Consider the following 12,802-nt stretch of genomic DNA (forward strand, 5'->3'; position numbering starts at 1 on the left):
GGCATGGCCGGCGAACGGTACCGGAGTTTTGGCCTCGCCACGCCGGCCGCAAAGCGAGCCATCGCGGCCGACGATGCCATCGCGCTGATGCGAAGCGGCAAGGCGACAAAGAACGCTCTGCTCGCCTATGGCAATGGCCGCTCCTACGGCGATTCCTGCCAGAACGAGCCAGGTGCGGTCGTGGACATGCGGCCGCTGAACCGCATCGGCGCCTTCGATGCCGAGACCGGCCTGCTCGAGGCGGAGGCCGGCGTGTTCCTCTCCGATATCATTGCGCACACCGCACCTTACGGCTTCTTTCCGACTGTGGTCCCAGGCACCCAGTTCGTCACCCTTGGCGGCGCGATCGCCAATGACGTCCATGGCAAGAACCATCACCGGCGCGGCACCTTTGGCTGCCATGTCGAGTCGTTCACGCTGCTGCGCTCGGATGGGCGGACCTACACCTGCTCGGCAACCGACAATGCAAGGCTGTTTGCGGCGACGATCGGCGGCATGGGGCTGACCGGCCTGATCCTGTCGGCCTCGATCCGGCTGATGCGGGTGCATTCGCTCGATATCGCCGAGAAGGTAACGCGGTTTGCCGATCTCGGCGAATTCTTCGAACTGGCCGAGGCCGCCGACCAGGCCAATGAATATGCCGTCGCCTGGATCGACCAGCTTGCCGGCGGCCATGGCCGCGGGCGCGGCCTGTTGTTGACAGGCAATCATGCCGAGTATGGTTCGCATGCGGCGTCTCGCGCCGGCTCCCGTTTTTCAGTGCCGTTCCAGCCGCCGTTCAATGTGCTCAACCGGCCGTTCCTCACCGCCTTCAACGCCGCCTATCGGTGGAAGAAGGGGCGCTCGCCGGGGCCGAGCCAAACCGGCTACCAGGGCTTTTTCTTTCCGCTTGATGGTGTCGGCGACTGGAATCGGCTGTATGGCCCGAAAGGTCTCTACCAGCACCAGAGCGTGGTGCCGGAAAATGTCGCGCGTCAGACCGTGCCGGCGCTGCTCGAGGCGGCGCGACGGGCCGGGCAGGGCTCTTTCCTCACCGTGTTGAAGCGCTTCGGCTCGATCCGCTCGCCGGGGCTGCTGTCCTTTCCGCGGCCAGGCTTCACGTTGACGCTGGATTTCCCCAATCGCGGCGACAGGACGCTGGCCCTGCTCAGCGAACTCGACCGCATCACGGTCGCGGCCGGCGGCGCGGTCAACCCGTACAAGGATGCGCGCATGGGCGCTGATACTTTCGCGGCCTCCTTCCCGAATTGGCAGCGGCTTGAAGCGCTGCGCGACCCGGCGTTCGTGTCCAGTTTCTGGCTGCGGACGGCGAAAAAGCTCAACGACCGGCCAGGGCGTGTCAAGGCAGCTGAATAGGTACAATCCGAATAAGTCATGGTTAATAGATCGTAAGTTCCGTGGTTTACTCAAAGCATTGTCGTGACTTCACGAAATGTTTGCAGGTTAGTAATAGGACCGTTGCGAGTGGCGGGTGCAAAATATGAAATACATCGTCTTCATTCTGTTCACGGTCATGACCAATGCCGCCGCGCAGCTGATGCTGAAGCAAGGCATGATGTCGCTCGGTCCCATTTCGTTCGAAGGCACCAATCCGCTGTTGAAGCTGTTGCAGGTCGTTTTCAGCCCATGGGTGTTTCTCGGCCTGTGCACCTTCGTCATCTCGATGGCTTCGCATCTCTATGTGCTGTCCAAGGTCGAGCTCAGCTTTGCGTATCCGTTCCTCAGCCTTGCCTATGTCGCGGTTGCGATCTTCGCCTATTTCATCTTCCGCGAGGACCTCAATGCCTGGCGCATTGCCGGCATCGCCTTCATCTGCGTCGGCACCGTGCTGATCGCGCAAAGCGGTCGAGACTTGGGCGGGCGCGGGCATGACGACCAAACCGCTTCCATCATCCCCGACAAGACCAGCGAGATCGTTCGATGAGACATGTTATTTTCGGCGGCGACGGCTTCGTCGGCCGTCATCTTGCCCCGAAGCTTGTGGCCCATGGTGAAGAGGTTGTCGTTGCCGACATCGTCAAGAGCGACCTGACGCACTATCGCAACGTTCGCTTCGTCACCTGCGATGTCACGGATACGGCCTCGGTGGCCAACATCGGATTGAAGGCCGACGACATGGTCTACAACCTGTCGGCCAAAATGCTGTCGCCGATCCAGGTGCGGGCCAAGCGTCACGACTTCTTCTTTCCGGTGAATTTCCACGGCACCGAACACATCATGCAGGCGATGGGCAAGGCCGGCGCGTCCAAGCTCGTCCACTACACCACCGACATGATCTACGGCCACACGGTCACCCAGCCGATGACCGAGGAGCACCCGGTCGCGCCGCTCGGCGAATATGGCTGGTCGAAGCAGAAGACCGAGGAGCTCGCCGCTCAATGGCGCAAGCGCGGCATGTCGATCTCGCTGTTTCGACCGCGCCTGATCATCGGTCCCGGCCGGCTCGGGATCCTGGAAAAGCTGTTCAAACTGATCGACTGGAATTTTCCTGTGCCGATGATCGGCTCGGGCAAGAACCCCTATCAGTTCATCTCGGTGTTCGATTGCGCGGAAGCTGCCCGCGCGGCCTGGAAGGCAGGCGTGCCCAACCAGGCCTATAATCTGGGCTCCCTCAATCCGCCGCCGGTGAAGAAATTGCTGGGCGACCTGATCAAGCATGCCGGCTCGAAATCGCTGCTGATCCCGACGCCGGGCTGGGCGGTCAAGCGCACCCTCGACCTGCTCGATCTCATGAACATGCCGATCATGGATCCCGAACAATATCTGATCGCCGATGAGGAGTGCGTGCTCGACGTATCCAAGGCCGAGCGCCAGCTCGGCTGGGTGCCGCAATATCGCGACGAAGACATGCTGATCGCCGCCTACAGCGAATACCGCGCCAAGAAAGACGGGCTTGCCGTCACCGCCAATCATGCCCCCGCCGAATAAGTGGGACGACCAGGAGAACTCCGAAATGACCGTCATGGCCAAGCCTGAGCAGACGAACGCGCGCACCATGGTCGGCGCGCCGGCGTTGTCGCCTACCGCCATCGCCAAGCCCGACCTGATCAGCGTCGAGCAGGCGAAGGCGATGGATGTCGCGCGCATGACCGACCTGTTCAAGGCGCATCTCAATCCGGGCCAGCTGCATTTCATGAAACTGCTCGGCTTCCACAAGATCAAGATCGAGCGTGCCGAAGGCATGTTCTACATCGACCAGAACGGCCGCAAGATTCTCGACTTCTTCGGCGGCTTCGGTTCGCTGGCCTTCGGCCACAACCATCCGCGCATCCTGGCGGCCCGGCGCAAATTCCAGGAGGAGAAGCGCCAGGAAATCGCCATCGCCTTCATGTCGCAATATGCATCGGCCCTTGCGCACAACATCGCCAAATGCTCGCCCGGCGATCTCGACATGGTGTTTCTGGGCTCGTCGGGTTCGGAAGCGATGGAAGCGGCGGTGAAGCTCGCCGAGCGCGCCGCCGGGCCGAAGAGGCCAAAAATCGTCTATGCCGAGAATTCCTTCCACGGCAAGACCAAGGGCGTGCTCGGCATTACCGATGGCCAGCTCTACCGCGCGGACTTCAAGATGGCTGAGAACACCGTTCGCATTCCGTTCGCCGATATCGAAGCGGTCGAGCGGCTGTTCCGCTCCGACCCGGAGGTCGGCGTCATAGTGCTTGAGACAATCCAGGGCGGCGGCGGCATCATCCAGGCAGAGGCCAAATACTGGCAGAAATTGCGCGTGCTCTGCGACCAGTATGGCGTGCTGTGGGTGGCGGACGAAGTGCAGTGCGGCTATGGCCGTTCGGGACGCTTCTATGCCTTCGAGCATTATGGCGTCGTGCCCGATGTGACGGCGCTGGCGAAATCGCTCGGCGCCGGCAAGGCGGCGGTCGGCGCGATGATAGCCCGGCGCGAGGTCTATATGAAGGCCTATGGCACGCCGAAGACGGCGATGATCCATGCCATGGCCACCTTTGGCGGCATGGGCGAGGCCTGCGTCACCGCGATCGAGGGCATCAACGTGCTCTATGATGAGGCGCTGATCGACAACGCCGCCACTACCGGCGATTATCTGCTTCAGCGCCTGCAGGCGCTGAAGCAGAAGTACCCTAAGATCATCAAGGACGTGCGCGGCAAAGGCTTTATGATCGGGCTCGAGTTCCACGACTTCTCGCAGACCTTGCCGATGGTGCTGCGTCCGATCGTCAGCGTCCTCGACGACAAGCTGAAGGGCTCGCTGTCGGGCTTCGTCGGCGCGCTGTTGCTGCGCGACTGTGACGTGCTCGTCGCCTTCACCGAATACAACCGCAACGTTATCCGTCTCGAGCCGCCGCTGATCTGCCAGCGCGAGCATGTCGACCATTTCGTCGATGCCTTCGATAGCCTGCTGTCGCGCGGCATTGTGGGAATCGTGAAGGATTTCGTCAAAAGCCAGGTACGTTAAAAGAAGTCCGTTGAGCGAAGTCCTGAGTCCGACAATGCTGAGCAAGTCTCCCGCCCCGCAAAACACACTCGACCGGCTGACCGCGGCCGCTCTCGCGTGGGGCGAGGGGACTTATGCGCGATGGGCCGCGCCAATCGGCGCGATCGCGTTTTCGCTCTATATCCTGCTAACGGCGTTTACCGCCTGGACGATGCCCGATGCCAATTGGGACATGCTGCCTTATCTCGCAATCGCCGAGGAGGGCGCTTACCCAGATGCGCAGGCGCTACATGACTATGCCTACAGGACGGTCCAGGCCGGCGTTTCGGCCGCCGACTACAAGGCGCTGACAGACGATGGCGGCGGTTTCCGCAGCCATATGGCGCAAAATGCCGCCGACTTTCACTCGCTGCTTGGCATGTACCGGATCAAGTTCCTCTACGCCGAGATTCTTTCGACGATGAGTTCGGTGATGTCGCCTGTCGAGGCGATGCGGGTGCTGCAGGTGGTCTCGGTGCTGCTGTTCGGGATGATCACGCTGCTGTGGCTGCGAACCGAAGGCGCGTTGGCGCTGGCGCCGGTGGCCGGCGCGGTGCTGATCATGGCCGATTTCGGCGACGCGGCACGCGCCTCGACCCCGGATCTGTTGTGCTCGGCGCTGTTCCTCGGCGGGCTGCTTGCCTATGTGCGCGGCCGCGAGGCAGCGACCGCTGTCCTGCTTTTCCTGGCCTTCATGGCGCGGCCGGACAATATTGTTTTTCTGGCCATCTTCGCCGTGCTGCTGCTGGTCTTCCGGCAGCGGGCGTGGGGCGCGCTGGCCGGCTTTGCCGCGTCCTTCGTCGCTTATTTCGCGATTTCGCATTGGGCGCAGCATCCCGGCTGGTGGCCGCATCTGTGGTTCTCCAGCATCGAGCAGCACTACAATATGGATGGCTTCGAGCCGCCGTTCTCGGTTGGCGCCTATCTCAAGGCGTTCGCCGCATCCTTCATTCGCGCCATCAGCCTCAACAGTTGGGTCGGCGTCTCGGTTCTGGCGCTGGCCGGGTGGTTTGCGCTCGGCCGCGCCGGCTTCCGGCTCGATCGTCGCGCCGGCATTCTGCTTGCAGCACTGGTGCTTGGCGTGCTGGCGAAATTCACCGTCTTTCCGATCCACGACACCCGCATCTACTTCCCGAACCTTCTGCCGCCCTACCTTTTGCTCGTCGGCCCGATCATGGCGCTGTGGGCGTCGGCAAGCCTGAATGGAAGGCGGCCCATCGCCATACCTGGAGATAAGCCATGAGTTCCATTTCCGGGCTGGCGCGCATCGCCCTTTCACTCGGCCTGCCGGCCGGTCTGCTCGATCGCGGGCCGGCGTTGCGTGGCACGAAATTCCTGGCCAAGGCGGCGCTGAAGGCGCGGTTTGGCGGTGGGCAACCGTTCCAGATGGTCAATGTCGGCGCTTGCGACGGCGCGCTGTTCGACGACGTCACGCCGTGGCTGCATCGCATCCCGCGCGCAAAGGCCGTGCTGGTCGAGCCGATCCCGTACAATCAGAAGCGGCTGCGCGCCAACTACCCCGACACGAACCGTTTCATCATCGAGCCGGTCGCGGTGACCAAAACCAAGGGCACGATCACCGTCCACACTTTCGATGCCGCGGCACTCGAGGCCGGCACGCTGCCGGTCGAGTTCATCGGCTGCTCATCGGTCACCCACACCAATCTGATGTCGGGCAAGAATGCCTGGGGCGAGGCCGACGCCAATTTCAACAAGTTCGCGCCGCACCTCAGGGATATCGAGGTGCCGTCGGAAACGCTGCAGACGCTGCTCGACCGCAACGGCATCACGCATATCGACGCCTTCCTGGTCGATTGCGAGGGCGCCGACTGGATCGTCTTCGAACAGCTCGATCTCAAGCGCTATCGTCCGGGCATGATCAAGGTCGAGGTCGGCGCGCTGCCGGCGGCCGAAATCGGCGAGGTAGTGGTCAAGCTCAAGACATCAGGCTACCAGGTCGGCTTCCAGGCCGAGGACATCTGGGCCTTCGCCTGAGATAGATCGCCACTGGCGGCACGCCGGCGCGCCGGGTCGCGTCGCATCCGCGACGTGTCGCAAACAGGCGGTAGCTCCATCCACGTCCTCTGCATATTGTGCGCCATTCGAACGGGCGCGGACACGCCTGCTTTATCCCTTGGAGTCGCGGCAATGGCAGAGTTTCCGAAACAGGCGAAGGTCGTCATCGTCGGCCTGGGTGGCATTGTCGGCGCATCGATCGCCCATCATCTGATCGAACGCGGCTGGACCGACATTGTCGGCATCGACAAATCGGGCATTCCGACCGACATCGGCTCGACCGCGCACGCCTCGGACTTCTGCTACACCACCAGCCATGATTTCCTGTCCTGCTGGACGACGCTCTACTCCATCGATTTCTACGAGAAGATGGGCCACTATGCCCGCATCGGCGGCCTCGAAGTGGCGCGCGTCGGCGATGACAGCCGCATGGACGAGATCAAGCGCAAGATCGCCTCGGCGAAATCCTTCGGCACCCGCGCCCGGCTGATCGAACCGGCCGAGATCAAGGAAAAATTCCCGCTGATCGAAGAGTCCATGGTGCAGGGCGGCCTGTGGGATCCCGATGCCGGCCTGGTCATCCCGCGCTCGCAGACCGTCGCCGGCAAGCTGGTCGATCAGGCGGAAGCGTCGGGCAAGCTCAAATCCTTCGCCAACACGCCGGCCAAATCTCTCATCGTCGAGGAAGGCCGCATCAAGGGCGTCGTCACCGACCGCGGCACGATCATGGCCGATTATGTCATCGTTTGCGCCGGCATCTGGGGCCGGCTGATCGCCGAGATGGTCGGCGAGGACCTGCCGGTCATGCCGATCGACCATCCGCTGACCTTCTTCGGGCCTTACAATCAATTTGCCGGCACCGGCAAGGAGATCGGCTGGCCGCTGCTGCGCGACCAAGGCAATTCGGCCTATATGCGCGACACCGGCGATCCCAGGACCGCCGAAGGCGGCCAGATCGAATGGGGTTACTACGAAGAGAACAATCCGCGTCTTTGCCATCCGCGCGATTTGCTGGAAAAGGATCAGGCGCGGCTGTCGCCGTCGCAGCGCGATCTCGACATGGAGCAGATCCTGGCGCCGCTTGAGCGCGCCATGGAGCTGACGCCGATCCTGGGCGAACTCGGCTACAATGAAAGCCATTCCTTCAACGGCCTGTTGCAGGTGACCGCCGATGGCGGCCCGTCCATGGGCGAGAGCCAGAAGGTGAGGGGCCTCTGGTACGCCGTCGCCATCTGGGTCAAGGACGGCCCCGGCATGGGCAAGCTGATCGCCGACTGGATGACGGACGGCCGCACGGAAATCGACCATCACGCCATCGACTATGCGCGCTTCTATCCGCACCAGACGAAAGAGCAGTTCATCTGGGATCGCTGCACCGAGACGGCAATGAAGGTCTACAATCCGGCGGTGCATCCGCGCGAGCCGTTCTCCAAAGGCCGCAACATCCGCCGCTCGCCATTCTGGGAGCGCGAGAAGGAGCTTGGCGGTTACTTCATGGAGCTGGGCGGTTGGGAGCGCGCGCATGGCTATGCCGCCAACGAGCATCTGCTGGAGAAGTATGGCAACCGGGTTCCCATACGTGAGAACGAGTGGGACAATCGCCATTTCTGGCGGGTGTCCAATGCCGAGCACCTGGCGATGAGCGAGGATTGCGGTATCGTCAACCTGTCCCATTTCTCGATGTACGACATCGAAGGGCCGGACCATGTCGCGCTGCTGGAGTGGCTGTGCGCGGCCAAGATTGGTGGCGACAACAACATCGGCAAGGGCATCTACACCCACTTCCTCGACGAGGAAGGCATGGTGCGCGCCGACTTCACCGTCATCCGCATGGCCGACCGCTGCCGGCTGATCGACGGCGCCGACGCCGGTCCGCGCGATTTCCGCTATATGCAGCGCACCGCGCAGGACAAAGGCTTTGACGTCACCATCACCGACGTGACGGAAAAATATGTCACCATCGGCATCTGGGGACCGAACGCGCGGGCGACGCTGCAGAAAGTGGTCGAAAATCCGGATGGTCTCTCGCTCGAGAACTTCCCGTTCGCGGCGATCAAGCCGGTCAGGATCGGCGGCAAGGACGTCACCGCCTTCCGCATCTCTTATGTCGGCGAGCAGGGCTGGGAACTGCATATGCGTTACGAAGACGGCCTGGCCGTTTGGGACGCGCTGCGCTCGACCGGGGTCATGCCGTTCGGCGTCGAGACCTATGCCAACACCCGGCGCATGGAAAAGAGCCTGCGCCTGCAGAACGCCGACCTGTTGACCGAGTACAATCTGCTCGAGGCCGACCTTGCCCGACCGAAGGTCAAGGAGAACGATTTCTGCGGCAAGGCAAAACATGTCGAATACCGCGCCCGCGAGCACCAGCCGGCGATGCTGTGCACGCTGGTGATGACGGAAAACGTCGATTCGAAGGGTGTTGCCCGCTATCCCGTCGGCACCATGCCGGTGATGGATCCGAAGACCGGCGAGACGCTGGTCGACGAACTCGGCCGCCGCTCCTTCACCACATCGATGGCCTACGGCCCGACCATCGGCAAGAACATCGGCCTCGCCTATCTGCCCTGGGCCCATGCCCAGGAGGGCCGCAAGTTTGCCATCGAATATTTCGGCGAGACCTACCCGGTCGAGGTGGCTGCCGTCGGCTACAAGCCGCTCTACGATCCAGAGAATCTGAAGCCGAGGAGTTGAGCTTCATCGGTTCCAACCAACATATCGAAAAGCCGGCACCTCGCCGGGCTTTTTGCTTTGTCAGCAGCCGGTTTTCGCTTACCTTCGGGTATGTCTGCTTTTTCTTGCGCACGACATTTCCTTTCAGGCAGCGCCGCGCTGGCGCTGGGGCTCTGGCTGGTGCCGCCGGTTCAAGCCGCCGAGCCGGTCGACGTCGAGCTGGTGCTGGCCGTCGACGTGTCGCTGTCGATGTCGCCGGGCGAACTTGAAATCCAGCGTCACGGCTATGCTGCTGCGCTGACGCACGACAATGTTCTGCAGGCCATCGCCGACGGCGCCTATGGCAAGGTCGCCGTCACCTATGTCGAATGGGCCGGAGCGACCACGCAGCAGGTCGTCGTGCCGTGGACGGTGATCGCCAGCCGGGCCGATGCCGAGCGGGTGGCCGCGCAGCTTTCCGCCCATCCGCCGGCCAGCGCCCGGCGCACCTCGATTTCCGGCGCGCTGGAATTCGGCAGCGATCTGTTCGCCGAAAGCGGTTTTCAGGGGACAAAGCGCGTCATCGATATTTCCGGCGACGGGCCCAACAACCAGGGCGCGCCCGTCGACATCACCCGCGACGCGGTGGTCAAGCAAGGCATCATCATCAACGGCCTGCCGCTGATGACGCGCGGCGGGTTCGGCGGCGCCTATGACGTCAACAATCTCGACCGCTACTACAGCGACTGCGTCATCGGCGGTCCCGGATCCTTCATGATCCCGGTCAATGACTGGACGCAGTTTCCCGAAGCCATCCGCCGCAAGCTGGTGCTGGAGCTGGCCGGCGCCGCTTCGCCGCAACGGGCGCGCGAGGAGGCCGGGCATCCGCCGGTGGTGCTGGCGCAGGACCGGCCGACCGACTGCCAGGTCGGCGAAAAGATGTGGCGCGACCGCAGCTGGATGTTCGATGCGCGTTAGCGTGCGCATCATCACGCTGCCGTGAAGGGCCGGTTTCATTGACAAGCCCATGGGCGTCTGTGACACAATTCGGCATCCGAAAAAACAAGGGGAACCGACATGAACAAGACCATCGTCGCTGCCGCGGTATTGGCGCTTGCGGCTGCAATATCCGTGCCGGCCGAGGCTGCCACATCGGTCACCATCGGCATCAGCGGATGGACCGGCTTTGCGCCGCTGACGCTCGCCAAGCAGGCCGGCATCTTCGAGAAGCATGGCCTCGACGTGACCCTGAAGAAGGTGCCGCAGGCCAGCCGGCCGCTCGCCATCGCCAGCGGCGATCTGCAATGCGCCGCCACCACGGTCGAGACCTGGCTGGTGTGGAACGCCAGCGGCGTCACCACCAAGCAGATCTTCCAGCTCGACAAATCCTATGGCGCCGACGGCATTGTCGTGCGCAACGACATCAAGACCGTCGCCGACCTCAAGGGCAAGAACGTCGCGTCCTCGGCGCCGGGCACGTCGCCCTATTTCATGCTGGCCTGGGTGCTGAACAAGAACGGCCTGTCGACCAAGGATGTGACCGTCGTCAACCTGGAACCGGATGCGGCGGCGCAAGCCTTCCTCGCCGGCCAGAACGATGCGGCGGTCACCTATGAGCCGTTCATCTCGGCGGTGCGCGACAAGTCCGATCAGGGCCACATATTGGCGACCACGCTCGACTACCCGATGGTGCTCGACACGGTCGGCTGCACGCCTGAATTCCTCACCGCCAATCCCGACGCCGCCAAGGCGTTGGCCGACAGCTATTTCGAAGCGCTCGACCTGATCAAGAGCGATCCGCAGAGATCCTACGAGATCATGGGCGCCGACGTGAAGCAGTCTGCGAAAGAATTCGAGGATTCGGCGAAATACCTGAAATGGGCCGACAAGGCGGAGAACAAGCAGTTCTTCACCAAGGAATTCCAGGACTTTTCCAAGACCGCCGGCGAGCTTCTGCTGCAGATGGGGTTGATCAAGGAAGCGCCAGATGTTGCAGCGCTTGCCGATACCAGCGCGGTGGCGAACTGATAGTCCGGCCTTTGACCATCATGCGGCGGTGCCAGCGCGCCGCCGCTTTCTACCGGGCAACGCGACTGAGCATGGGGGCGATCTGACGATGCGGACGATCTGAAGATGCGCCCCTTGCATCCGGTGTCGCCGGGCATTCGAACCGTGCTTGGCATTTCCTTCTTCGTGCTGTTCGTCGCCTTCTGGGCGTGGATCACGCTTGGCGGCCACGTCAACCGCATCTTCCTCGCCGATCCGCTGTCAATGCTGCGGGATGGCTGGCGGCTGCTGGTCGAGGATCGCTTCTGGCTCGACATATTGATCACCATCTGGCGGGTCTTCGGCGGGTTCCTGCTGGCGTCGATCGTCGCCGTGCCGATCGGCATCGCCATGGGCGCCTGGAAGCCAATAGAGGCGTTTCTGGAACCGTTCGTCTCCTTCGCCCGCTACCTCCCGGCTTCGGCCTTCATTCCGCTGCTCATCCTGTGGGCCGGCATTGGCGAGCTGGAAAAGCTGCTGGTCATCTTCGTCGGCTCGGTGTTCCAGATCATCCTGATCGTCGCGGTCAAGGTCGGCTCGACGCGGCGCGACCTGGTCGAGGCGGCCTATACGCTGGGCTCGACCAACAATGGCATCGTCAAACGGGTCATCATGCCGGCCAATGCGCCCGAGATTGCCGAAACGCTGCGGCTGGTGCTCGGCTGGGCCTGGACCTATGTTATCGTCGCCGAGCTGATCGGTTCGTCCTCAGGCATCGGCTACATGATCATCAACAGCCAGTCGCGGCTGGCGACAGGGCAGATCATCTTCGGCATCATCGTCATCGGGCTGATCGGACTGTTGTCCGACTTCGCCTTCAAGGCGTTCAATCGCTGGCTCTTTCCCTGGAGCCTGGCATGAGCAAGTTGCTTATCGAAGGCGTCTCGCGAACCTTCGCCGGCGTGCGCGGCGGGCAGCCGGTCAAGGCGCTGATGCCGGTCGACCTTGCGGTCGCGGCCAACGACTTCATCACCATTCTGGGGCCGTCCGGCTGCGGGAAGTCGACGCTGCTCAGGATCGTTGCCGGCCTGGAAGCGCCGAGCGAAGGCCGTGTGCTGCTTGACGGCAAGGCGGTGACGCGGCCGGGACCGGATCGCGGCATGGTGTTCCAGTCCTACACGCTGTTTCCGTGGCTGACGGTGGCGCAGAATATCGCCTTCGGCCTGCGCGAACGTGGCATGGCCGAAAAGGAGCGAGACGGGATCGTCGCTTCCTATGTCGACCTCGTCGGGCTGAAGGGCTTCGAGAACCATTGGCCAAAGCAGCTGTCCGGCGGCATGCAGCAGCGCACGGCGATCGCCCGGGCGCTGGCCAACGACCCCGAAATCCTGTTGCTGGACGAGCCGTTCGGTGCGCTCGACAACCAGACGCGCGGACTGATGCAGGAACTGCTGCTCGGCATCTGGGAGCGGCGCAAGAAGACGGTGCTGTTCGTCACCCACGACATCGAGGAGGCGATCTTCATGGCTTCGCGGGTAATCGTGATGAGCGCGCGGCCAGGCCGCATCAAGTCGGATGTCGCCATCGACCTGCCGCATCCGCGTCACTATACGCTGAAGACCAGCCCGGAGTTCTCGGCGCTCAAGGCGCGGCTGACCGAGGATATCCGCGTCGAGGCTATGCGGACGGCGCAGGCGCAGTGAC

The 12,802-nt window shown here is 62.8% G+C and carries 11 protein-coding genes; all 11 read left to right on the forward strand.

All coding sequences use genetic code 11. The features are described from left to right. The first annotated feature begins 3 nt into the window (after nt 1-3). The 11 genes from NKI35_RS14205 (at nt 4) to NKI35_RS14255 (ending at nt 12,801) form a co-directional block, all read left to right on the forward strand. A complete protein-coding gene (locus tag NKI35_RS14205) occupies nt 4-1,356 on the forward strand; it encodes an FAD-binding oxidoreductase (protein WP_352740489.1) in 1,353 nt (450 codons plus the stop codon). 124 nt (nt 1,357-1,480) lie between these two features. Further along, complete coding sequence (locus NKI35_RS14210) at nt 1,481-1,924, forward strand: EamA family transporter (protein WP_023699265.1); 444 nt, start codon at nt 1,481-1,483, stop codon at nt 1,922-1,924. Beyond that, entirely contained in the window at nt 1,921-2,928 is a 1,008-nt protein-coding gene (locus tag NKI35_RS14215; protein ID WP_352740491.1) for an NAD-dependent epimerase/dehydratase family protein, read from the forward strand. Before NKI35_RS14210 ends, NKI35_RS14215 begins: the two co-directional genes overlap by 4 nt. Before the next feature lie 67 nt (nt 2,929-2,995). Continuing rightward, a complete protein-coding gene (locus NKI35_RS14220) occupies nt 2,996-4,426 on the forward strand; it encodes an aspartate aminotransferase family protein (RefSeq protein ID WP_352740657.1) in 1,431 nt (476 codons plus the stop codon). A 34-nt stretch (nt 4,427-4,460) separates the two neighbouring features. Further along, the gene (locus NKI35_RS14225) at nt 4,461-5,687 is read left to right on the forward strand and encodes a hypothetical protein (protein WP_352740493.1); all 1,227 of its coding nucleotides are present in this window, start codon (nt 4,461-4,463) and stop codon (nt 5,685-5,687) included. After that, the gene (locus tag NKI35_RS14230) at nt 5,684-6,439 is read left to right on the forward strand and encodes an FkbM family methyltransferase (RefSeq protein WP_352740495.1); all 756 of its coding nucleotides are present in this window, start codon (nt 5,684-5,686) and stop codon (nt 6,437-6,439) included. The genes NKI35_RS14225 and NKI35_RS14230 overlap by 4 nt, the downstream gene beginning before the upstream one ends. Nucleotides 6,440-6,592: 153 nt before the next feature. After that, the gene (locus NKI35_RS14235) at nt 6,593-9,154 is read left to right on the forward strand and encodes a GcvT family protein (protein WP_352740497.1); all 2,562 of its coding nucleotides are present in this window, start codon (nt 6,593-6,595) and stop codon (nt 9,152-9,154) included. Between the two features lie 90 nt (nt 9,155-9,244). Continuing rightward, a complete protein-coding gene (locus NKI35_RS14240; protein WP_023691008.1) occupies nt 9,245-10,090 on the forward strand; it encodes a DUF1194 domain-containing protein in 846 nt (281 codons plus the stop codon). A gap of 99 nt (nt 10,091-10,189) precedes the next feature. Continuing rightward, entirely contained in the window at nt 10,190-11,140 is a 951-nt protein-coding gene (locus NKI35_RS14245) for an ABC transporter substrate-binding protein (protein ID WP_023670382.1), read from the forward strand. Nucleotides 11,141-11,245: 105 nt separating this feature from the next. After that, complete coding sequence (locus NKI35_RS14250) at nt 11,246-12,019, forward strand: ABC transporter permease (RefSeq protein WP_023670383.1); 774 nt, start codon at nt 11,246-11,248, stop codon at nt 12,017-12,019. Beyond that, nucleotides 12,016-12,801, forward strand: coding sequence for an ABC transporter ATP-binding protein (locus NKI35_RS14255; protein ID WP_023741590.1), 786 nt, complete (start codon nt 12,016-12,018; stop codon nt 12,799-12,801). Before NKI35_RS14250 ends, NKI35_RS14255 begins: the two co-directional genes overlap by 4 nt. Nucleotide 12,802 lies beyond the last annotated feature (1 nt).

Origin of the sequence: Mesorhizobium sp. M0676 (assembly GCF_040320535.1) — a bacterium.
In the GTDB taxonomy this organism is placed as follows: Bacteria; Pseudomonadota; Alphaproteobacteria; order Rhizobiales; family Rhizobiaceae; genus Mesorhizobium.